Here is a 21,552-nt window from a genome sequence, read left to right as displayed (position 1 = left end):
CCGATCAACGACGTTCGAGCGCCGGGGGGCGAGCCGGGTCCTTACCGGCTCATCGCATTGCTCACTGGCGGCCGGTCGGAGGGATGCCCGACCTTCGATCTTGTAAACCCGGGGGCGGGGCGAGGCCCTTCGCCCGCCCCCGGGTAGATCACGACATACCTAGATGCTTCCGGGCGAAGCCGATTTCGGCGGCCATCTGGGTGATCCGCTCCTCGACGACGAGGGAGCCGTGCCCGGCGTCGTACCGGTACACCTCGTGCGGGAGGCCCAGCTCGTCGAGCCGCGCGAGGTAGTTGTCGATCTGCCGGATGGGGCAGCGCGGGTCGTTCTCCCCGGCGAGCACCATCACCGGCGCCTTCACCTGCGAGACGTACGTGATCGGCGACGATTCGCGGTACCGCTCGGGGACCTCGTCGGGGGAGCCGCCGAACAGCGACCGGTCGAACGCCTGCAGGCCCTCCATCTCGTCCTCGTACGCGGCGACGTAGTCGGCGACGGGGACGGCCGCGACGCCGACGCTCCAGTCGCCCGGCTGCGTGCCGACGCCGAGCAGGGTGAGGAACCCGCCCCATGACCCGCCCGTCAGCACGAGCCGCGCCGGGTCGGCGAGTCCGCTGGACACCGCCCAGTCGCGGACGGCCTTGATGTCCTCCAGTTCGGTGAGCCCGACACGTCCCTCGATGGCGTCGCGCCACTCCGACCCGTAGCCCGTCGACCCCCGGTAGTTGACGCGGACGACGGCGAACCCGTGGTCGACCCAGGCGGCGACGGACGCGACGAACGAGTCGTCGTCCTGCGCGGTCGGCCCGCCGTGCACGTCGAACACCGTCGGGTGGGGACGGTCGCCGCCCGGCTTGCTGACCAGCGCGTGGATGCGGCCGCCTGGGCCGTCGACCCACACGTCCTCGACCGGGACGGACGGCGGCGCGACGGGACCGGGCGGCGTGAGGACGACCGCGCCGGACGTCGACCTGATCACCGGCGGTTCGGCGGCGGACGACCAGGAGAACTCGACCGTCCCGTCCGGCCGGACGTCCGCGCCGCCGAGCACCCCGCGCGGTGTGGCGATCTTCGTGAGGGTCTCGTCGGACAGGTCGTAGCGGTACAGCTCGTCGCGCGCCTCGTGCGAGTGGGAGATCAGCAGCGCCGTCCCGTCCGGGTACCAGCCGGCGCCGATCTCGCCGGGCAGGTCGAGGACGATCTCCTGTTCGGTGCCGATGACCGGGTCCCAGATCAGCATCTCGTCCCGGCCGCGCCGCTCGTGGTTGACGAGGAGACGCGAGTCCCCCTCGACCGGGGCGAACCCGGCCCCGTAGACGCCCTTGCCGGGCCCGTCCCACAGGTCGCGGACCGTGGCGCCGTCGGGACGCACCACGCGGAGGGCCATGTGGCGGCTGTCGCCGTGCTCGCTGTGCCCGATCGCGATGAGGCTCTCCCCCCGCGAGAGCGCGGCGACGTGCGCGTCCTCCGCATGGTGGTAGAGCACCTCGGGCGACGCGCCGGCCTGGCACAGGTGGATCGTGTTGCCCTCGTCGGTCGTCCGTCCGACGACGGCGAGACCGGTCCGGCCAAGGCACAGCCCGGACGGGTACGAGGGCTCCAGTTCGGGGACGGCGGGGACGCTCTCCGTCCCCTCCTCCTCGTCGAACGGGACGCGTTTCCACACACCGAACTCGTCGCCGTCCGTATCGGCGAACCACCACACCCATTCACCGGACGGGTCGATGGTGCCCATCCAGGTGCCGTTCGGCCGTTCGGTCACCTGACGTTGCACGCCGGTGTCACGGTCCCACGTGTAGATTTCCCAAGTCCCGGTGACGTTCGACCGGTAGATGCTGTGGCTCGGGGCGTCTCGCGCCCATCGGGGCAGGCTCATCCGGGCGGCCCGGAATCGCGCCTTCCAGCGTTCGTCGTCGACCATCTCCCCGATGTTACGGCCGATGAGACGTCCGTCGACACCATGTCGACCACGTCATGCGAAATGGCCGTCCCGGCCGCTCAGGGTGTGGCCAGGCGGCCGAGGAGCTGGTCGATCGCGGCGCGGACCTGCCGGTCCATGGCGCGGGCGAAGCCCGCCTCGACGGTCACCTGGGCTCCGGGGCGCAGCCGCGCGAGGGTGTCGGTGAGGTCGCCGAGGTCCTGGTCGTCGATGCGTCCGACGACGTGCGTGGCGATCAGCCGGATGAACATCGCGGCCAGGTCGTCCATGCTGCGCTGGAGTTCCAGCCCCGCCGAGAGGACCTCCTCCAGCGGAACCCCCGCCTGGACGAGCGTCACCGTCGCCTCCAGCTGGCGGCGGCTCCAGTGGGTGACGCGGTCGCCGTCCACCTCGATGTGGCCGAGGGCGACGGCCCTTTCCACGGACTTCGGGTCGACCTGGCCCGGGAACAGCGCCGCCAGCTCGTCCAGCGTCATCGTCACCGGAACCTCCTGCGACCAGGGCGTCGTGACGGCCTTCTCGACGCCGAGGACGGTGCCGATGTCGCGGCCCTGCTCCCACGCCGACAGCAGCTCGCGGATGCCTTCGAGGGTGTGGCCGCGTTCGAGGAGGTTCCCGATCATGCGCAGGCGCGCGAGGTGGTCCTCGGAGTAGAGGCCGATGCGTCCTTCGCGGCGCGGCGGCGGCAGCAGCTTGCGTTCCTGGTAGTAGCGCAGCGTCCGCACCGGGACGTCGGCGGCCTTCGCGAGTTCGCCGATGCGGTACTCGCGGCCACCGCCACCGGGATGGCCGTCCTGATCCTCCGTCGGCTCTTCGCTCACGGCCGCAAGCATAGTTCGCGGCCGGGGCCGGGCTCGTCCCGTGCCGTCCGCCGGCGCAAGGCGGTCGTGAACGCGCATGTCAGAGTCATGTCAGAGTTTTCACCGACAGCGGGTCGTTTCCACGGGACGGCGGCGGTCAGGTGACGCGCCGGGCGGTCACGGTCTTGCGTTGTCGACGCCGGCGCCTTTCGTTCCCGGCCTGGGACGCGTCGGCGGCGAGCAGGTCGCGGAGCGAACGCGGGACGATGTCCTCGCGCCGGTCGGTGAACGGTGAACGCATCGGGCTTCCTCCCGTGTCGTTGGGGGGGCCTTGGCGTGGGGGCGGTCAGGTGTGTCGTGGGAGCCGGTCAGGCGGCGGTGACGAGGTCGCGGTGGTAGGCCTCGGACACCGTGGTCAGCGCCCAGCGCATCCGCTGGAGGTAGGTCTCGGGGTGGTCACCGGCCTCCTGGGCTACGACGGCGACCCATGCGGTGCGGTCACCGCCGCAGGCGCCGAACCGGTCGCCGATGGCCGTCCGGACCTGTTCGGAGGAGGGGTGGTCGGATTCCTGAAGCCCGCAGCAGAACAGGATCTCGGCCAGGTCGGAGGTGGTGAGCGAGGTGAGGGTCGGCGTGTTCGACATTCTTTGCCTTCTTCCTGCGGTGGGGGGCCTCGTCCCCCTGCTGCTGAATATGACTCTGCCCGCGGGGCGAATTAATCGCCATAGGGGAAAACCCCCAACCGGGATGGAGTGAACCCCCGGGAGATCCGTAGTCCCGGCCGCCCGTACGGGTATCAGTCTAGCAGAACGGAACGCTTCATTCCACAATTTCCGGCCCTGGTTTGAGGGCCGTGAACTGGGAATTTCCGGGTCAAGGTGGCCGGGAGGTCATGACCCTGAGACGTGCCCTGGCCGCTGGGCGGCGGACTCCCCAACAACGGGAATGATTGTCATATTCTCCAGGCTAGTTCCGCTCTGCAAATCCGCCGGCGAGCGCGTCCCGGAAGGCGCGCACGGCGGGGTGCGAGCCGCCTCCCCGGCGAGACGCGGTGAACAGGCGGCGGACCCGCTCCTCCTCCGGAAGCCGCACGACGGGGACCGTCGGCGGACGCCCCGACCACACGAGCCCCGGCAGCAGCGCCGCGGCGTGACCGCGCTCGGCCAGCCGGAGATGCAGCAGCAGGTCGGTGGACTCGAACCGCACGTCCGGCTCGAACCCCGCCGTGCGGCAGAGCCGCGTCGCCCACCGCCGGGACGCGGTACCGCCGGGCTCCATGACCCACGGCACTCCCGCGAGATCCTCCAGACCCCCACCGTCCCGCCCTCCGCCGGCCGGTGCGGGGAGGGCCAGGGTCATCTCGTCCTCGCCGAGTTCCGCGTAGTCGATCCCGGCCGGGCGCGGGCTCGGGTCGCCCGGATACTCCTCGGTGATGACCAGGTCGAAGTCCCGCGCGAGCAGGCCCGGGAGCGCGCTCTCGGGCTCCCGCTGGGTGATCTCCACGCGCAGCCGCGGATGGGCGTCGCGGAGCAGGCTGAGCGCGTCCGGGACGAGCGCGAGCGCGGCGGTCTGGAACGCGGCGACGCGCAGGACCCCGGTGATGCCCTCCAGGGACGCGGCGAGGTCGGCCTCCGCGCGTTCGAGGCGTTCCAGCACCGCCTCGGTGTGCGCGACGAGGATCTCCGCCTGCGCCGTCAGCCGGACACGCCGTCCCACCGGTTCCAGCAGCGGCACGCCCGCCTCCTTCTCCAGGACGGACAGTTGCTGCGAGATCGACGACGGGCTGTAGGAGAGAGCCTCGGCGACGGCGGCGAGCGTCCCGCGATGCTTCAGTTCGCGGAGCAGCCGGAGCCGGTGGAGATCCAGCACGGAAATCCCTCCCGTTCGTCGGTTCAGCTGACGATTATCGCTCGGAAACATTCGCTGGACCGACCGGAGCGCGCTACGGGAACGTGTCCTCCATGGTCACAGCTCCCACCTCGCTCGGTCTGTCCTGGTTCGCCCGTCCGGCCGCCAGGGCGTGGACATGCCCGCCCGCTCCCGGCGACGTCGCGTCCTTCCACCGGGCGCTCCCCGGGTACGGCCCGACGCCGCTCGTGGAACTGCCGTCCCTGGCCGCCGAACTGGGTGCCGGGCGGCTGTTCGTCAAGGACGAGTCGTCCCGCCTCGGGCTGCCCGCGTTCAAGATCCTCGGTGCCTCATGGGGCGTGCACCGGGCGCTCCGCGACCACTACGGCCTGCCGCCCGGCGCTCCGCTCGGGCCGCCGCGCGACCTTGCCGGCCCGCCGGTGCGGCTCGTCACCGCGACGGACGGCAACCACGGCCGCGCGGTCGCCGCCATGGCCCGCCTGCTGGGGCTCGACGCGGACGTCCTCGTCCCGCACGGCGTCCACCCCGCCGCCGTGGCCGCCATCAAGGAGGAGGGCGCGGGGGTCACCGAGGTACCGGCGCCTTACGACGAGGCGGTACGGCTCGCGGCGGAGATCGCGGCCTCCGACCCCTCGGCACTGCTCGTCCAAGACACCGCGTGGCCCGGATACGAACGCGTGCCGCAGTGGATCGTCGACGGCTACTCCACACTCTTCACCGAAATCGACGAACAACTCGTCGCGGCTGGTGCGGCCCCGGCGGGCCTTGTCGCCGTCCCAGTCGGAGTGGGATCGCTGGCCCAGGCCGCCGTGACCCATTACAGGGCCGGACGATCCGCACCCACGTTGCTCTGCGTGGAACCCGATGCGGCGCCTTGCGTGCTGACGAGCCTCCACCACGACCGTCCGGTCACCATCGAGACCGGATCGACCACCATGGCGGGACTCAACTGCGCCACACCGTCCAGCCTCGCCTGGCCGTTCCTTCGCTCGGGCGTGGACGCGGCAGTTGCGGTCACCGACGCCGCCACCGCCCGAGCGGCCCGCAACCTGGCCGCCCTGGACGTACCCGCCGGACCGTGCGGTGCCGCCTCCCTGGCCGGTGCCCGCGCCGCCCTCACCCCACAGCACCGTCCAGCCCTCGCGCCCGGACACACAGGCACGATCGTCCTGCTGAGCACGGAAGGCTCAACGGCCAACCCCGTCCGCCCATGAGCGTCCGGACGTACCGGTGTCGCTTCCGTGGCCGATCACTGGGGCGGCGTACATGTCACCTGGCAACGAGGAAGCATAACCATTACAGCGCCAGTTGTTAAGGTTGGACGACGTGGGCATTGAGGGTGACCAGATGAACGAGGACGCCGAGCGGGACCAGGACGCCGAGCGGGACGACGGACCGGACGACAGCGGAGCGGACGACAGCGGGCCGGACGGCAGCGGACCGCACCGCGAGTACCGCGTCGAGGAACTCGCGGCGGAAGCGGGTATCCCTGTGCGGACGCTGCGCTACTACCAGGAACGGCGGCTGCTCCCCGCGCCGCGCCGCCAGGGGAGGGTCGCGCTCTACTCCACGTCCCACCTGGACCGCCTGCGCTTGATCGCCGAGCTCCTCGACCGCGGCTACCGCCTGGACGGCATCGAGGAACTGATCGCCGCCGCGGGCGAGGGCCGCGACGTCACCGAGCTGCTCGGCTTCGAGTGGGCGGCGGCCACCCCTTGGGCGGACCGGAGCGCGGCCGAAATGAGCATGGCGGAACTGGCGGACCTCTTCCCGGGCCAGATCACCCCGGAGATCATCGCCGAGGCGTCCGAACTCGGCCACATCACGGTCCGGGACGACCGCGTCGTGATCAATAGCCCGCGGCTGTTCGACGCGACCGTCCAGCTCGTCCGGGCCGGGATCCCGCTGGCCTCGATCCTCGCTCTGACCTGGGAACTCGAAGCCTCCTTCGACCGGATGGCGTTCAGCTTCGTGCGGCTGGTCCGCGGCCATCTGCCGGACCGGCCGCCGGACGGGCGCGAGGAGCCGTCCGCGGACGACATCGGCCGGCTCGCTGAGCTGGTGGGGCGGCTGCGGCCCGTCGCCAGGACGGTCGCCGACGAACATTTCGCCCGCGCGATGGACCGTCGCCTGACCAAGGACATTACGGAGATAAGGGAGCGAATCCGGCCTACGCGCCGGTAACATACCCCTACCGCGCTAGCGCGGATTGGTCTACTCTCAGCCAACGCTTCCAGTTGTGACTGGAAACAAGTAGCGAGGGGGTCGCACGGTGGTCGGGACGAACGACGGTCAGGTGGCGGTGGTGACGGGCGCCGCCCGCGGGCTGGGCGCCCTGCTGGCGCGGAGGCTGGCCGCCCGCGGCATGCGGGTCGCGCTGCTCGGGCTGGAACCGGCGGAACTCGCCGAGACGGCCGCCGCCTGCGGTCCGGAAGCCCGGCACTGGGAGGCCGACGTCACCGACGACGCGGCCCTCGCCCGCGTCGCGTCCGAGATCCAGGCGCACTTCGGACGTGTCGACACCGTCATCGCCAACGCGGGCATCGCCACCGGCGGCCCCGTCGAGCATTCCGACCCGCGCACGTTCAGCCGCGTCATCGAGGTCAACCTGCTGGGCAGCGTCGCCACCGCCCGCGCCTTCCTGCCCGCCCTCCGCGAAAGCAAGGGCTACTACTTCCAGGTCGCCTCCCTCGCCGCGCTGTGCCCGGCGCCGATGATGGCGGCCTACTGCGCCAGCAAGTCCGGTGTGGAGGCGTTCGCCCACAGCCTGCGCGCCGAGGTCGCCCACCACGGCGTCCGCGTGGGCGTCGGCTACCTGAGCTGGACGGACACCGACATGGTCCGCGGCGCCGACGAGGACGCCGCGCTCGCCGCCCTGCGCGCCGGCCTGCCGTTCCCGACCAACCGGACGTACGCCCTCGGACCGACCGTCGACCGTCTGGTGTCCGGGATCGTGCGCCGCCGCACCCACGTGTACGGGCAGCGCTGGCTCCCGTTCATGCAGGTCGTGCGCGCCTTCGTCCCGGCGGCCGTGACGCGTCACGCCCGCGGGCACCTGCCCGGGATCGAACGCCGCTGGCTGGACGGCGGCGCCTCCACCCACCTCGTCGGCGCGGGCGGTGCCGCCAATCCGAACGAGGAGCTCCCATGAAGTCCGACCTGGAGCAGTTCCTCACCGACCGCCTCGACGAGATCACCACCGAGGTGGTCGGTGAGATCACCGTCCGCGTCCCCGCCTACGCGCATCTGCGGGCCGGCGCCGTCGTGAGGCTCGTCCGCGACGCCCTGTCCGTCTACGCCGGCGGCGGCGACAGGACCGCCGTGCTCGACTCGTTCCGCGACCTCGGGGCCGGCGCGGCTCGCGCGGGCCACGACGTCCACCACTTCGAGTCCGCGCTGCGCACCGGCGCCCGCGTCCTCGTCCGCCGGACGGCAGGCGCGGCGGCCCGCCTCTACCAGCCCACGACCGAGTTCATCACGGTCATGGAAAGGGCCTTCACCGCCGAGGGCGAAATCGTCGAGGCGGCGGTGGACGGCCACTGCCAGGCCATGCGCCCCGAAATGGACCGCCGCCTCCACGCCCTTCTCGCGGAGAACTAGAGCATTCCGCCTAGCCGGTGTGGACGGCCCTTTCGTTCGGGACGCAATGCGTCATCTTCAGGCCGTCCACGTTCCGCGGGCCGTTCTTTCCGAGGTTCCCGAGCCGCCGCCTGTCCTCGTCGGTGAGGTCCTGGCCGGGCAGCGGGTCCAGGTGCTTCACGTCGTCCGGGCCGATCCCGAGCCCCTCGCCGACGCGCAGCCCGAGATCGTCCTCGACCAGCAGGAAATGCCACACCATCCGCTCTTGGACGGGACGCGCGCACTGGGAGATCAGCTCGACGAAATTGCCGACCAGATCGTCGCGCTCCCAATCCTCCATCAGCCGGTAGCGCTGCCCCGCCTGCGTGTAGTCGTTCGCCCGCTCGATGCGCTTGCGGGTCAACCTCCCCCGGATTTCCGGGCCCTGATCGTCGTGCGTCGGATACTCGCCTTCCCGCAGGCCGCCGGTGATGGACGGCTCGTAGTTGACGTGCGGGTTCTCGCCCCCGGAGTCGACGTAGTAGGTCATCTCCCCATCGCGCTGATTCGTCTGCACCCGGGAACCCTTGGCCTGGTTCACAGGCAGCTGCAGGTAGTTCGGCCCCACCCGGTGCCGCTGGGTGTCGCTGTAGGAGAACGTCCGCCCGACGAGCATCTTGTCGTCGGAGAAGTCGAGGCCGTCGACCAGGACACCCGTGCCGAACGAGATCTGCTCGTTCTCGGCGAAGTTGTTCTCGACGTTCTTGTCCAGGACGATCCGTCCCACCGGGAGCGCGGGGAACTAGTCCTCGGGCCAGACCTTGGTGTCGTCGAGCGGATCGAAGTCCAGTTCCGGATGGTCGTGGTCGTCCATCACCTGGACGAGAAGCTCCCACTCCGGGAACTCGCCGCGGTCGATGGCGTCGTGCAGATCCTTGGTGGCATGCCCGAGGTCACCGGCCTGCACCGCCGCCGCGTCCGCCCCCGTCATGCTCCGCACCCCCTGCTTCGGCATCCAGTGGTATTTGACGAGCTTCGTGTCGCCCGCCTGGTTCACCCACTTGTAGGTGTTCACGCCGAAGCCCTGCATGTGCCGGTAGTCGGACGGGATTCCGCGTGGGCTGAAGAGATTGACGAGCATGTGCATCGACTCGGGCGTCTGCGACATGAAGTCGAAGATCCTGGCCGGTTCCTGGCGGAACGTCACCGGGTCCGGCTTGAGTGCGTGGATGACGTCCGGGAACTTGATGGCGTCGCGGATGAAGAAGACCGCCAGGTTGTTCCCGACGAGGTCCCAGTTGCCGTCCTCGGTGTAGAACTTGATGGCGAAACCCCGTGGGTCCCGTGCCGTCTCGGCCGAGTCCCGTCCGCCGATGACCGTGGAGAACCGCAGCGCGATCGGCGTCCGTTTCCCCTGTTCCTGGAACAGTTTCGCCCGGGTGTACGTCGCGATCGGCTCGTCGCCCCATTTCCCGTACGCCTCGAAGAACCCGTACGCCGTCACACCCCGCGCGTGGACGACGCGTTCCGGAATGCGTTCCCGGTCGAAGTGGCTGATCTTCTCCAAGAACTGGTAGTTCTCCAGCGTCGCCGGGCCCCGGGAGCCGACCGTGCGCTGGTTCTGGTTGTCGTAGACCGGGTGGCCCTGCCGGTTGGTGAGCACCGGACGCTCGTCCCCCGGCTGCGGCCCCCTACTCGAAACGTCCGTCACGACACCCTCTCCTCTCGCTGGTTCAGTGCGGGCCCTACCCGAGGGGCGCGTGAACCAACGCCCCACAGGTAAACCGTCCAACGCGGCGTCGACGAGCCGCGGCGTCTCGCGGCACACCTCGTCCGACTCCTTCGGGGACGCGCGCCGCGCGACCGAGCCAGCTTTCACTGGCAAGATTGTTGGTCGTGTGACAAGAAATGTGCGGCCGCGGTCATCACAATTAAGGGCATGAAGAAGCTGAGCAAGGCGGCGGCGGTCCTGGCGCTGTCCGGAGCGTTGACCCTGGCGGCGGCCCCGGCCCAAGCGGCTCCCGCGCCCGAGCCCGAACGTCAGGTCCCGGAGAGCGTCATCAACCAGCTCCCCGCCCCTCTCCAGACGGCGGTGGAGGAGAACATGGGCGACGTCGGATGGGACGACAAGGGCCCCTACCTCGTCTGGGGCAACCTGAACTGCCGCATCCACCTCCTACTCCCCTGGGAATGGACGTGGGCATGGGGAACAGGCCCCTGCTGGTTCTAGTCACGGACGCCGCGCACACCCGGTCGTCCCGGCCGCGCATGGTCATGATGGGCCTATCCCGGTGCCTGGAAATGTTCGGCGACGGGTGCGGGAGTTCCTCGGGCTGACGGAGGAGATCCGGTACATCTTCCCCGGGCACCGGCCGGTCCCGATCAGCGGAGCGCGGTGTCGAGGTCGTCCAGATGCCGGGACACCGGGCCGAAGGTGACGAGCCCGCTGCCGGCACCGGCCAGCTCCTCCGCGGCCGGGGCCAGTTCGTCCCGCGCGCGTTCCATCGTCTCCCGGTCGTCCACCGCGATGGCCGCCCGTGCGGCGAGACACCACATGGCCTCGAACAGCAGATCATGCGGCGGATCCGGCGCTTTCCGCAGCGCCACGGCGGCCTCCTTCCGTCGCCCTTCCGCCAGCAAGACCAAGGGACGCGCCCAGGGAATGTAAGGCCCCCATTCGGTGTGCTCGTCCGTCTGCGCAGGCTGCCCTTCCCGCAGACGCAGGGACAGTTCCGTCAGCGCAGGCAACCCGGCCTCGAACCCCGGCATACCGGAACCGTGCATCCGTGCGATGGCGTCCCGGTAGGCGGCCTCCACCTCTTCTGCCGGCACCTGATCGGACGCGGCGAGCCGCAGCGCCCGGTACCACGTGGTGAACACGCCCACCAGCGGACGCTCATAGCGCTCGGCCAGCCCATCCGCCGCCGCCGCATTCTCATCGGCTCCCGCGAAATCGGCGAGCGCACTGCGGGCCTGGAGCCGGACGAGGCGCCCGAGCACCTCATAGGTGACCAGATCATGCCGGACGGACAGCTCGACCAGCTCAGCGCCGATCTCGTCTCGTCGCCGCGCCAGCCCCGCCCGGTGAAACGTCTGCATGAACACACCGTTCAGCGCGAACGCCAGCAGCGCCGGATCGTCCAGGTCCCGGGCGATCCGCTCCGCCTCCAGGGCCGCTTCGCGGCCGCGGCCCGTACGGCCGCCCCGCGACTCCAAGGCGACCGTGACCATCAACCGCGCCCTCGCCGCCTCGTTCAGGCCGCTCGGGAGCGCGGCGAGGGTGCGCTCGGCCGCCGCCACGACCTGCGCCGCCTGCTCCGGATCGTCCGACCGCGTCCAGATCGCGGGGACGTCGTACGCGCCGATCACCCGCGCGGTCAGCTCGGCGTCGCCCAGCTCCTCGGCCGCCGCGATGGCCGCCATCCGCTGCTCCCGCGCCGCCTCCAGCCCGCCGCCACCGGTCATCGCGAGGTTGCGCAGGATGCCCACGGTCGATTCCAGCCGAGCCCACGAGCTCGACGCGACGGTCCGGTTGTAGGCGTCGGCCGCCCGGGCCCACGCGCGCGACGCCGCGTCCTGCCCGGGATCCAGGTGATCGGCCTGGTGAAGGATGTCGTCCTCCAGCCGCCGCAACGCCGGGCCGGGGTCGATCCCGAGCTGCTCGACCAGCAACGTCCGGGCCCGGCGCAGCACCGCGAGCGCGTCCCCCTGGCGGCCCGTGCGGTACAGCGCGAGGGCAAGCAGCCGCCACGTCTCCTCACGCCAGGGATGCTCGGCGACGTGCGCGTCCAGATCCGGTACCGCCTCGGCGGCAAGCCCCAGCGCCAGCATCGCCTCGGCCCGCCGCTCGACGGCCCGCAGCCGCAACTCCGCCAGCCGCGAACGCTCCGCACGCGCCCAATTCTCGTCGGCGAAATCGGCATAGGCGGGACCGCGCCACCACCCCAGCGCCTCGTCCAGCCCCCTGAGCGACTCCTCGGCCGGACGCGTCGCGGCGCTCACCACCTGCTCGAACCGCCAGGCGTCCACCCCGTCCACACCGACCCGCAGCGCATACCCGGGCCCCTCGGTGACCAGCAGCCGGGACGGTGCCCTCGGCGGACGCTCGGGCTCCAAGGCACGCCGCAACGCCGCCACGAACGTACGAACCGCACCCACCGCGTCCGGCGGCGGATCCAGCCAAAGGTCGTCGACCAGCCGGGTCACCGGGACGACACGACCACGCGCGATGATCAGCCGCGCCAGCACGGCCCGGTGCCTCGGCCCCTTCAAAGCGATCACGCCGCCCGAACCGTCCCACGCCGTCACCGGCCCCAAGACCCCGAAAACGACCCCCACACCGGCCACGGTATAGCGCGCTCATCAGATGCTCATCCACACTCGGCAGCCTGAAGTCATGCCAACCATCACCGGATTCGACTATCACCGCATCCCCGTCGCCGAGGGCGTCTCCCTCAACGTGGCCGTCGCGGGCACCGGCACCCCGATCGTCCTCCTGCACGGCTTCCCGCAGACGCACCTGATGTGGCGCCACGTCGCCGCCGACCTGGCGTCCGATCACACCGTCATCTGCCCCGACCTACGCGGATACGGCGACAGCGACAAGCCCGCCGACGACTACTCCAAACGCACCATGGCCGCCGACATCGTCGCCCTGGCCGGCGCACTCGGCCACGACCGGTTCGCCCTCGCGGGCCACGACCGCGGCGCCCTGGTCGCCTTCCGCGCCGGCCTCGACCACCCCGACACGATCACCCACCTCGCCTGCCTCGACATCCTGCCGACCCTGGACATGTGGGACGCGATGCACGGCGTCACCGCCGCCGTCGGCTTCCACCTCCTCCTCATGGCCCAGCCTCCCGGCCTGCCCGAAGAGATGATCGCCGGAGCCCCGGACGCCTTCTTCGGCCACTTCCTGGACCTCTGGGGGAGCGACCCGACCGCGATCCCCGCCGACATCCGGACCGCCTACCTGGACGCCGGCCGCAACGCGATCCCGTCGATCGTCGCCGACTACCGCGCGTCCGCAGGCATCGACGTCGAACACGACAAGGCCGACCGTGACGCCGGCAACCGACTCCGCATGCCGGTCGCCGTCCTCCAGCAGGACTGGGGCGCCGCCCTCGGCTACGACGCCGTCGCCCTCTGGCGCGCATGGGTCGCCGACCTGGACCACACCACCGTCCCCTATGGCCACTTCATGGCCGAAGAGGCGCCCGCCGAAGTGACCAAGGCCCTCCGAACCCTGCTGACCCGCTGAACGCCAACGATCAGGGGGCGCGGGATTCAGGACGGATCATCACCAGCGCGGACCGCGTACCCCTGATCACCACGACGGCCCCCAACTCGCGCGCGGCATCGTCGGGCGGCTCGGCCTGCCCCAGAACCCCGACCTGGGCTCCGGCTTCGATGACGCCCTCGTACACGCGGATCCGGCAAGTCGCCGGAGAGCCGTTGTGGTAGCCGTCGGACCGCAGCAACTCGTCGGCCCAGGGAACCGTGTCGAGTGTCGTCACCGGCGCCTTGTAGTCCCGCGCCACCGCCACACGTCCGCCCCCCGCCTTGACCAGCGCGACACCGCTGCCGTCGTCCAGCAGGAAGTCGACCGCCTGCCCGAACCGGTGCGTCCCGCCATACTCGCCGTCGCTCGGAACGATCGCCAGCTCGCGCGCCAGGTAGGAACGTCCACTGGCCTCGCTCACCGGGACGACACCCACCGCCACGGCCCGTCCCGACAAGCGACAGACACCGGATGCGTCCGCGACCTTCGATGAAGGTGTCCTCTTGAACGCCCCCTTCACCGAGCCGCCGACCCGCCGATACATCAGAGCGAGCCCACCGAGCGACACGGCGACCAGCAGCAGAACGAGGAACACGTCCATAAGCTCTCCCAGAGCCGCGGCACGCAAGGCCGTCCCACCGCATCCTGCCGGAGAACCCCGGCAACCACCAGAGCCGGACGTGCCGCCCCCACGGCCAGGCGCAGACAGTGCCCTATCAACCGAAGTAGTTCTCGAGGCCCTTGGCCAGTGCCTCGGCCATACGTTGCCGGAACGAGGCACTGGACATCTTGGCCGCGTCCCCCGGGTTCTGCATGTTGCCGCACTCGATGAACACCTTCGGCACCGTCGCCAAGTTCAACCCACCGAGGTCATCGCGCTGATCCAGCCCGTCCTCCCCCAGATAGGTGGAGTACGGCATGCCCGTCCCAGCACGGTAAGCGTCACGGATCGCCCTGCCCAGCCGCAGAGATTCATCGACGATCGCCTTGTTCCCACCCACAGGCAGCGGCGCGATGACATGGAAGCCATACCCGGACGCGTCGGCGCCGTCACCATGGATGGACAAGGCCGCATCGGCATCGACCCGCTTGCCGGTCGCCGCCCGCTCCGTGATGCACGGCCCCACACCGGAGTCGCTCTCCCGCGTCAGCGCGACCTCGGCCCCGTCCTCCCGCAGCAGCTTCGCCAGCCGGTTGGACAGATCCCAGGTGAAGGCATGCTCGCTGTAACCGTCCGGAGTGCTGGTACCGGTCGTATCGCACGCCTTCCGACCATTGCCGACGGACACCTGCTTGTTGATCTCAGCCGGATGGGAGGCGTTCCCCCCGTTGTGACCGGGATCGAGCACGATCACCTTCCCGCGAACCGAAGACCCCTCCGCTGTGGCCGGCGCATCACCGTCCCCGTCACCGTCCGCCCCGCACGCCGTGAGCATGCCGACACACAGCACCACGCTGACGACTACCCGAAAGCTCCCCACAGGCCCGCCTCCCCGATGACGGCCGCATCCCCGAACAGTCTGCACCCCACAGACCCGCTCAAACGAACGAGCCCCGCCCCGCCCAATGCGGGCCTCGACCAGAGGAGCTCCATCCATCAGGCCCGACGGGAATCGGCACAATGATCACCATTCCCGCAGGACGGAGTGGATCGTGTCCAGTGCCAGGCCCAAGTTCTTCGATTCCGCGCTGTTCGCGCCCGCCATGAAGCTCGTCACCCGCGCCTACGTCGCGCTCTTCCGCACGTCCGGCGATCGCCCGGCGGATGGGCATCTCGAAGAACACCGTCAAGCGGGCGCTGGCGGCCGATGAGCCGCCCAAGTACCGGCGGGCGGGCATCGATCAGCACGGCGGGCGAGATGAAGCGGATCTGGCGCTGATTGATCCGCCGGCGGCGCTTGCGCAGCGGCCGTCCGGTGCGCAGCCGCTTGGTGAGCGTCCTGCTCAACCCGCCTTTGCCGCCGTAGTAGAGGGCCTGGTAGATGGTCTCATGGCACAGGTGCCAGGCAAGCTTGTCGGGGTGCTCGACCCGCAGCCAGGCGGCGATCTGCTGTGGGCTCCACTCCACCTCCAGCTTCTGTTGAACCACGGCACGCAACGCGCCGTCGCGGACGAGCTTGCCGGCACGTTCGCGTCGTGCGTTGCCCCGAGCTCGGGCATGCGCCAGGTCGGCGTCGTAGACGCCCTGGTCATGCGGGCGCATGTTGCGCTTCAGCTCCCGCGAGACCGTTGAGGGAGCCCGGCCCAGCCGACGGGCGATCTCGCGGACCCCGTGTCCACGCTCGCGCAGCGTGGCGATGCGCTGTCACTCCAGCAGGGACAGATACCGAGACGATCGGGACTCCTCTGCCACACGGGCGGGAGGGATGCCGCCACGTTCGGCCCGCCACCGGTATCCGGTCTTGCGGCCAATCCCCACCTGGCGGCACGCCTCAACCGTCCCGACACCAGCGAGGACCAGCCTCCAGTACTCATCCTCAATCTCCAACTGCCGCTTGCGTCCCCGCCGTCCCAACTCCACACCCCTTCACATACCAGGAGTGTTGCGACAAGTACTGGAACCCGCCCGTCTCTCGCCAGGGGCCGGGGGCGATCCAGGTCGCCGATCGCTGGCATTTATGGGCCAACTTGGTCAAAGCGGTGGAGAAGTGCGTGGCCGCGCACCGTTCGTGCCTGCCCGAGCCCGCACTGGAGGAGCCAGGCGATGACCTGGAACTCCAACCGGCTGCGCCGCTCGAGGTGGCAGCGCCGGAGCCGACTGGGAAGTTCGCCGAGCGTGCCCGGCGGCATCACGCCCAAGTCCATGGGTTGCTGGCCGAGGGGTATGCGATCCGGGCGATCGCGCGGCATCTGGGCTGGGGGCGGCACACCGTGCAGCGCTACGCTCGCGCGGCGACCTGGCAGGAGTTGGTCGACGGCCGCTGGCAGGCCCCGCGTGCCAGCATGCTGGACCCGTTCAAGCCCCACGTGCATCGACGCTTGGACGAGGGCTGCACCAACTTCGCCGAACTGTTCCCCGCGCACTCGGCTACACCGGCAGCTACTCCAACGTTCGTGACCACCTGGCCGAGCACCGCCCGGACAAGGCGCCGCTGATCCCGCCTCCGCCGACCGTCCGCGAGGTCACCGGCTGGCTCACCCGCCACCCCGACTCGCTCACCGAGGACGAACGTCCCCAGCTCAAGGCGGTGCTGGAGCGCTGCCCCGAACTCGCCGCCGCCAGCGGCCACGTCCGCGCGTTCGCCATCATGCTCACCCAACTGTCCGGGCACGACCTCCCGCACTGGATCAACGACGCCCACGTCGCTGGCCTGCCCGGTATCTCCTCCTTCGCCAAAGGGCTCGAACTGGACCTCGACGCCGTCACCGCCGGGCTGACCTGCCGCTGGAACTCCGGCCCCGTCGAAGGCCGCGTCAACCACATCAAAATGATCAAACGGCAGATGTTCGGACGCGCCGGGCTACCACTCCTGCGAAAACGCGTCCTGCTCACCGCCCAGCGTGCGTGAACGGGCCGACGGAGCCGCATCAATCAGGAAAAGTGGGCCAGATCCCAGATCCAACTCGCGACCCGTGAACTCACACCGGTGTTATCAGCCCAGCATCACCGCGCGGGCGCCCGACTTATCCTGACCATCCCGTAAAACGGTGTCCGAACCGCTTGCGCCAGCGCGTCAACGGCCGTTGGGATCTTTCCACGGCCGCCGTCAAGCGCGTACCGGCACCCGTGTTCTAGTTTCGATCGGATCACGTCATGGGGGGACTCGAGAGACTCGTGTGCAGATAGCCTTAACGTCCCCGCTGATAGCCGATACGCAGGGGGCGTCTTGAGATGACCAATCAACCGGATCCTTCCGGCTCCGAGGAACAGCCACCGGCCCCGGAGACCTGGTGGAAACGAGTCTGGAAGTTCACCGATCACAGCACGGTCGGGCAGATCGTCGGAGGGGCCGCGCTGGCCGTCATCCTGGCGGTGGCCACGGGCGTGTTCGTATCGGGCGGCAAGTCCTCCGAGAAGCCCGAGGCGGGGCCGACCGGCACGCCATCGGGCCAGGACACAACGTCCCAGTCCGCATCTCCTGAGTCCCTCTCCCTCACCGCCACGGCAACCCCCGACCCGAGGCCCCGCCAGGTATTCGCTGGCCGGCTGGTCATCCCGATGGACAAGGGCGGCGAAAAGACGGATCTGGACACCGTCCCCCCGCGCAACATCAGATACGGCGAGGAAGGGGGCGACATCAGTTACAGCAACGAGCTGCTGAGGGCTAATGACCCTGATGACACCGGTGCGTCTTTCGGCCGGTACGCCGGCGAGGGAAATCCCACCCTCGCCCAGTGCGAACACACCGTGCAGGAGGCGAGTATCAGTCAGTTTGTCGAGCCGGAACGACGTGCTTGGATATGCATCCTGACCGAGGAAGGCTCGGTCATCGCATTCAAGATCAGCACGGTCGGTCGGGCAGTGGAAGGGCAAGCCACCATCTGGCACACCCAGTAACCGTCTGCTCGCGTTGCTCCCCCGGGATGAGGGACGGCGGCTCCCCCGGAAAGGGCGACCGCCCTCGGCCTGACTCAAGCCGAGATCGCCCGGCTCATCGGCGCCTTGGCGCTGACGGTTTCGGCTGGGTTCAGGCCCAGATTTAATGACGATCACGACGTAACCTGGGTGATTCTTGATCACGGCCTCGCTGAGCTGGGCAACGAGTACACCGTTCGTTTGGCCGCCCGTCCCCTCGAGACCATCCCGAGATGTGGGCCAGATCCAGAATTCGGCCGTCCTTGACAGGAGGCGTACGTTGCGCGATCGGGACCATGGCGACCGGCTCTCTGCGGCGCAATTTCAAATGGTGGAGGGACTACGGCAGTGGGCCATGATTCATCGGCCAACCACAGCAACGATCCGCCGATGTGGCTGTCGCCGGTCCCCGGGGGCGCGGCCTCACGGCTGGGCGGGGCGTAGTCGGCGAGGGCCAGGTTCACTTCAGTGACGTCCAGAACCGGCGGACGGCTCGTGTGCAGCATGAAGACATCCTCCGCCCACCGACGACCAAAGATTGCTGGCGATCAGCACATCGACGTACGGCCGGAAAACAGAACTCATTCACCTGGTGGTCCGTCCTAGAGGAGACAGGGCCAAGTGGATAGGAAGCCATGGTGAAGCAGGCGCGGGCGGTCAGCAGTGCGACGTCCACGGTCACGGCGGCGATGTCCCGGTGGCGGGCTCTGGACGAGGACGCGAAGAACCGGTCGGCCTGGACACGGGGGCGGGTCCTCGCCGCGCTCGCCGCAGGGACCGCCGGGCTGCTGGCGTTCCACCGAGCGGTGCCCAACTCCATCGGCCGCATGGGCAGTCTGCTGGAAACGTTCCTTCCTTGGCTTGGCCTGGCGGTCGTGGTGCTGCTCGGCTTGGCGGTGCTGCGCCGTTCCGCCACCGCGCTCGTGGCCCTGCTCCTACCGGTGGCGGCATGGACGCACCTCTTCGGCGGACTACTCCTGCCCGGGGCCGAGCCTGGCGCGCGCGCCCTGGTCGTCGTGCAGCACAACGTCAGCGACGAGAACACCGACCCGGCGGGCACGGCCCGCGCCCTGGCCAACGCAAAGCCGGATCTCATCGCGGTAGAGGAGTTGGTGCCCTCGGCACGCCCGGTCTACGAAAGGACCCTCGCGTCGGATTTCCCATACCGCACGGTGCAAGGCACCGTCGGACTCTGGTCGAAACATCCGCTGACCGATGCCCGGCCATTGGACATCAAACCCAAGGGGATCACGGAGGCCTGGAGCCGCGGACTGCGGGCCGTGGTCCACACGCCGCACGGCGAGATCGCCGTATACGTCGCGCACCTGCCCTCGGTCCGCGTCGGGGCGAGCGGCCTCGCATCCTCCTTGCGCGACGAGAGCGCCGGCCTACTGAGCAAGGCTGTCATCGCCGAGAAGCTCGAACCCGTGATCCTCCTGGGCGACCTCAATGGCACGGTCGACGACCGTGGGCTGGCCCCCCTGACCTCCCAGCTGAACGTGGCGGAGCGAGGCTTGGCCTTCAGCTTCCCCGCCGCCTTTCCACTGGCCCGGATCGACCAGGTCATGGCCCGCTCGGCGACCGTCGCCCACATCCGCACCCTGCCCGCCACCGGCAGCGACCACCTGCCGCTAACCGCCCAGCTCACCCTGCACGCGTGACCGCTGAATCCCTACGCAACTCCGTCGAACGCGCCATCAACCGGCTCCAGCACCACCGCGCGGTCACCACTCAACCCGACAAGCGCGCCCTCGGGTGACAGGAAGACCCGTCGGCCGTGCTTACCCGTCGCCGGCTACTGAAGCGGTGATACGCGCAGGGACGAGACCTCGGATCTGAACATGAGATCGTCGGGTGGATGCGCTTCCGCGCTGGCGAAGGGTGCGCTGTCCGTGGGTGGCGAAGCGTTTTTGCGGATGAAAGATTCGAGGCTGGTTTCCTGGGTGGAGATCCGGCCTCTGATCTAGCGGTTATGTGTCGGGGGTGGCGGGATTTGAACCCACGACCTCTTCGTCCCGAACTCCAAATCATGGCCATTTGGGGGTCATGCAGGTAAAGATGATTCGCGTTAAAATCCCAGGTGGACGGCGGGTTCCGGTGTCAGTAGCTCACGGACAAGGATGGCCGGTTCGCCACCGTCCACGGACAAATCACGGACGGATGATCATGGGGAGATCGCCTCGTGGGATACGCGAAGAAGCGCAAAGGCAACAACGGAAAGTACCGCTACACGGCCTGCTACGTCGACATCAAGGGTCGCCTGCGGTCAGCCGGGACATACTCGAACAAAAGGGAAACCGACAAGGCATGGCAACGAGCCGAGGTGGAGGTCTCCAGAGGCCGAACCGGCGACCCGGGCCGCGGAAAGCAGCGGTTCAAGGACTACGTCGAGCAGGTCTGGCTCCCGAACCACCAGGTTGAGGCCACCACCCGTGAGAGCTACACGTACGCGATCTACCGAAACATCATGCCGACGTTCGGCTCGATGCGGATGATCGACATCCTCCCCGAGCACGTCCGCGCGTGGATCACGGCCCTCAAGAACCAGGGCATGAAGCCCGTGAACATCCGCTACAACAAGATCGTCCTCAGTGCCATCTTCACCACGGCGATGGACGACCAGGTCACCTTCATCCACCCCTGCCGCGGCGTCCGCACGCCCCCGGTCGTCCGCAAGCCCCTCGAGATCATCACGCCGGAGCAGTTCGACGAGGTCTACAACGCCCTCCCCGAAGGAACCTTCCGCCTCCTCGCCGAAACCGAGATCGAGAGCGGCCTCCGCTGGGGCGAACTCAGCGAGCTGCGCGTGAAGGACGTCAACCTCAGAACCCGCATACTCACGGTCAGCCGCACGGTCGTCGAGCTGAACCCGAAGTTCCACCCGGAGAGCCGCCACTTCCTCGTCAAGGACTACCCGAAGGACAAGGAGTTCCGCCGCTTCAAGCTCAGCACCCAGATCATCGAGAAGCTCGAAGACCACATCCGAGCCGCCAACCTGACCCAGGACGACCTTCTCTTCCGGATGCCACCCCAGGACAAGCCCCGAGCCCGCATCACCGAGATCCCAGACCCGGAGACACTCGGCCGCACGGAACCGAACGAGAAGGGCCGCACCTACAACCACGGCACCCTCAGCGCGTACACCGCCGGCCGCTGCCGCTGCGACTACTGCCGAGGCGCCTTCTCCCTCTACCGAGCCGCCCGCCGCGCCAAAGGCAAGGACAACCCCCGCCCTCGCCGCGTCCGCGAAACCGACGGCCACATCCCCAACGACTGGTTCCGCCGCAACATCTGGAACCCCGCCCTGGCCGCCGCCGGCCTCAACTTCAAACCCACCATGCGCGACCTACGCCACGCCCACGCCTCCTGGCTCCTCAACGGCGGCGCCGACCTCCAGGTAGTCAAAGAACGCCTAGGCCACGCCTCCATAGCCACAACCGAGCGCTACCTACACACCCTCCCCGACGCCGACGAAACCGCCCTGGAGGCCCTCGCCAAAACTCGGAGCAGGTCAGTCACTCGATAGCCCAATGCGCCGCTCTCCGATGAGGTCCGGGAGTACAACGCATCGCGCCCGTCGGGAGACATG

At 69.3% G+C, this 21,552-nt stretch carries 19 protein-coding genes and 2 pseudogenes; 11 read left to right on the top strand and 10 right to left on the bottom strand.

What is annotated here, in order from left to right; translation table 11 throughout:
• Positions 1-148 precede the first annotated feature (148 nt).
• The 5 genes from ACTWPP_RS06360 to ACTWPP_RS06340 form a co-directional block, all read right to left on the bottom strand.
• The gene (locus ACTWPP_RS06360; protein WP_443103134.1) at positions 149-1,921 is read right to left on the bottom strand and encodes a prolyl oligopeptidase family serine peptidase; all 1,773 of its coding nucleotides are present in this window, start codon (positions 1,919-1,921) and stop codon (positions 149-151) included.
• 77 nt (positions 1,922-1,998) lie between these two features.
• Complete coding sequence (locus tag ACTWPP_RS06355; protein ID WP_443103133.1) at positions 1,999-2,760, bottom strand: MerR family transcriptional regulator; 762 nt, start codon at positions 2,758-2,760, stop codon at positions 1,999-2,001.
• A gap of 136 nt (positions 2,761-2,896) precedes the next feature.
• Positions 2,897-3,040 carry a hypothetical protein gene (locus ACTWPP_RS06350; RefSeq protein WP_443103132.1) on the bottom strand — a complete coding sequence of 48 codons (144 nt, stop codon included), beginning with the start codon at positions 3,038-3,040 and terminating at the stop codon, positions 2,897-2,899.
• Positions 3,041-3,107: 67 nt separating this feature from the next.
• On the bottom strand, positions 3,108-3,383 hold the full coding sequence (locus ACTWPP_RS06345; RefSeq protein ID WP_443103131.1) for a hypothetical protein: 276 nt from the start codon (positions 3,381-3,383) through the stop codon (positions 3,108-3,110).
• A gap of 322 nt (positions 3,384-3,705) precedes the next feature.
• A complete protein-coding gene (locus ACTWPP_RS06340) occupies positions 3,706-4,608 on the bottom strand; it encodes a LysR family transcriptional regulator (RefSeq protein WP_443103130.1) in 903 nt (300 codons plus the stop codon).
• Positions 4,609-4,700: 92 nt separating this feature from the next.
• On the opposite strand from ACTWPP_RS06340, the gene ACTWPP_RS06335 reads away from it, so the two are divergent.
• The 4 genes from ACTWPP_RS06335 (at position 4,701) to ACTWPP_RS06320 (ending at position 8,208) form a co-directional block, all read left to right on the top strand.
• Positions 4,701-5,822: a pyridoxal-phosphate dependent enzyme gene (locus tag ACTWPP_RS06335; protein WP_443103129.1), complete on the top strand. Its 1,122-nt coding sequence runs from the start codon at positions 4,701-4,703 to the stop codon at positions 5,820-5,822.
• 112 nt (positions 5,823-5,934) lie between these two features.
• Entirely contained in the window at positions 5,935-6,792 is an 858-nt protein-coding gene (locus tag ACTWPP_RS06330) for a MerR family transcriptional regulator (RefSeq protein WP_443103128.1), read from the top strand.
• Positions 6,793-6,880: 88 nt separating this feature from the next.
• Positions 6,881-7,759, top strand: coding sequence for an SDR family oxidoreductase (locus ACTWPP_RS06325; RefSeq protein WP_443103127.1), 879 nt, complete (start codon positions 6,881-6,883; stop codon positions 7,757-7,759).
• On the top strand, positions 7,756-8,208 hold the full coding sequence (locus ACTWPP_RS06320; protein WP_443103126.1) for a hypothetical protein: 453 nt from the start codon (positions 7,756-7,758) through the stop codon (positions 8,206-8,208). Before ACTWPP_RS06325 ends, ACTWPP_RS06320 begins: the two co-directional genes overlap by 4 nt.
• Positions 8,209-8,218: 10 nt before the next feature.
• On the opposite strand, the pseudogene ACTWPP_RS06315 reads toward ACTWPP_RS06320, so the two are convergent.
• Positions 8,219-9,877 (bottom strand): annotated as a pseudogene (locus ACTWPP_RS06315) (catalase).
• A 228-nt stretch (positions 9,878-10,105) separates the two neighbouring features.
• On the opposite strand from ACTWPP_RS06315, the gene ACTWPP_RS06310 reads away from it, so the two are divergent.
• Positions 10,106-10,396, top strand: coding sequence for a hypothetical protein (locus tag ACTWPP_RS06310; RefSeq protein WP_443103125.1), 291 nt, complete (start codon positions 10,106-10,108; stop codon positions 10,394-10,396).
• Between the two features lie 152 nt (positions 10,397-10,548).
• Here ACTWPP_RS06310 and ACTWPP_RS06305 read toward each other — a convergent pair whose 3' ends face one another.
• Positions 10,549-12,504, bottom strand: coding sequence for an AfsR/SARP family transcriptional regulator (locus tag ACTWPP_RS06305; protein ID WP_443103124.1), 1,956 nt, complete (start codon positions 12,502-12,504; stop codon positions 10,549-10,551).
• 58 nt (positions 12,505-12,562) lie between these two features.
• Between ACTWPP_RS06305 and ACTWPP_RS06300 the strand changes: the two genes are divergently transcribed.
• Positions 12,563-13,426 carry an alpha/beta fold hydrolase gene (locus ACTWPP_RS06300; protein ID WP_443103123.1) on the top strand — a complete coding sequence of 288 codons (864 nt, stop codon included), beginning with the start codon at positions 12,563-12,565 and terminating at the stop codon, positions 13,424-13,426.
• Between the two features lie 10 nt (positions 13,427-13,436).
• On the opposite strand, the gene ACTWPP_RS06295 is transcribed toward ACTWPP_RS06300, so the two are convergent.
• The 3 genes and pseudogenes from ACTWPP_RS06295 to ACTWPP_RS06285 form a co-directional block, all read right to left on the bottom strand.
• Positions 13,437-14,048 (bottom strand): hypothetical protein, encoded by a 612-nt coding sequence (locus ACTWPP_RS06295; RefSeq protein WP_443103122.1) that lies wholly within the window; start codon positions 14,046-14,048, stop codon positions 13,437-13,439.
• A gap of 115 nt (positions 14,049-14,163) precedes the next feature.
• On the bottom strand, positions 14,164-14,802 hold the full coding sequence (locus ACTWPP_RS06290) for an N-acetylmuramoyl-L-alanine amidase (protein WP_443103121.1): 639 nt from the start codon (positions 14,800-14,802) through the stop codon (positions 14,164-14,166).
• Positions 14,803-15,266: 464 nt separating this feature from the next.
• Positions 15,267-15,968 (bottom strand): annotated as a pseudogene (locus tag ACTWPP_RS06285) (transposase); the annotation flags it as partial.
• Positions 15,969-16,099: 131 nt separating this feature from the next.
• Between ACTWPP_RS06285 and ACTWPP_RS06280 the strand changes: the two are divergent.
• From ACTWPP_RS06280 to ACTWPP_RS06260, 5 genes are all read left to right on the top strand, one after another.
• Positions 16,100-16,543: a hypothetical protein gene (locus tag ACTWPP_RS06280; protein ID WP_443103120.1), complete on the top strand. Its 444-nt coding sequence runs from the start codon at positions 16,100-16,102 to the stop codon at positions 16,541-16,543.
• Complete coding sequence (locus ACTWPP_RS06275) at positions 16,438-16,956, top strand: ISL3 family transposase (RefSeq protein WP_443103419.1); 519 nt, start codon at positions 16,438-16,440, stop codon at positions 16,954-16,956. Before ACTWPP_RS06280 ends, ACTWPP_RS06275 begins: the two co-directional genes overlap by 106 nt.
• A gap of 323 nt (positions 16,957-17,279) precedes the next feature.
• Entirely contained in the window at positions 17,280-17,945 is a 666-nt protein-coding gene (locus ACTWPP_RS06270; protein WP_443103119.1) for a hypothetical protein, read from the top strand.
• 707 nt (positions 17,946-18,652) lie between these two features.
• Positions 18,653-19,624, top strand: a complete 972-nt coding sequence (locus ACTWPP_RS06265; RefSeq protein WP_443103418.1) for an endonuclease/exonuclease/phosphatase family protein — start codon at positions 18,653-18,655, stop codon at positions 19,622-19,624.
• A gap of 521 nt (positions 19,625-20,145) precedes the next feature.
• Positions 20,146-21,489 carry a tyrosine-type recombinase/integrase gene (locus ACTWPP_RS06260; RefSeq protein WP_443103118.1) on the top strand — a complete coding sequence of 448 codons (1,344 nt, stop codon included), beginning with the start codon at positions 20,146-20,148 and terminating at the stop codon, positions 21,487-21,489.
• The last annotated feature ends 63 nt before the right edge of the window (positions 21,490-21,552 follow it).

The organism is Actinomadura sp. 3N407, from assembly GCF_052245875.1.
GTDB lineage: Bacteria > Actinomycetota > Actinomycetes > Streptosporangiales > Streptosporangiaceae > Spirillospora.
The sequence above is the reverse complement of the archived record's forward strand: the minus strand, read 5'-3'. Positions and strand labels throughout refer to the sequence as shown.

Excerpts from the sequence above, each read along its gene's own strand:
- ACTWPP_RS06295 (WP_443103122.1), bottom strand. The coding sequence starts at position 14,048 with ATGGACGTGTTCCTCGTTCTGCTGCTGGTCGCCGTGTCGCTCGGTGGG.
- ACTWPP_RS06300 (WP_443103123.1), top strand. The coding sequence starts at position 12,563 with ATGCCAACCATCACCGGATTCGACTATCACCGCATCCCCGTCGCCGAG.
- ACTWPP_RS06310 (WP_443103125.1), top strand. The coding sequence starts at position 10,106 with ATGAAGAAGCTGAGCAAGGCGGCGGCGGTCCTGGCGCTGTCCGGAGCG.
- ACTWPP_RS06335 (WP_443103129.1), top strand. The coding sequence starts at position 4,701 with ATGGTCACAGCTCCCACCTCGCTCGGTCTGTCCTGGTTCGCCCGTCCG.
- ACTWPP_RS06345 (WP_443103131.1), bottom strand. The coding sequence starts at position 3,383 with ATGTCGAACACGCCGACCCTCACCTCGCTCACCACCTCCGACCTGGCC.
- ACTWPP_RS06320 (WP_443103126.1), top strand. The coding sequence starts at position 7,756 with ATGAAGTCCGACCTGGAGCAGTTCCTCACCGACCGCCTCGACGAGATC.
- ACTWPP_RS06360 (WP_443103134.1), bottom strand. The coding sequence starts at position 1,921 with ATGGTCGACGACGAACGCTGGAAGGCGCGATTCCGGGCCGCCCGGATG.
- ACTWPP_RS06350 (WP_443103132.1), bottom strand. The coding sequence starts at position 3,040 with ATGCGTTCACCGTTCACCGACCGGCGCGAGGACATCGTCCCGCGTTCG.
- ACTWPP_RS06265 (WP_443103418.1), top strand. The coding sequence starts at position 18,653 with ATGTCCCGGTGGCGGGCTCTGGACGAGGACGCGAAGAACCGGTCGGCC.
- ACTWPP_RS06270 (WP_443103119.1), top strand. The coding sequence starts at position 17,280 with ATGACCAATCAACCGGATCCTTCCGGCTCCGAGGAACAGCCACCGGCC.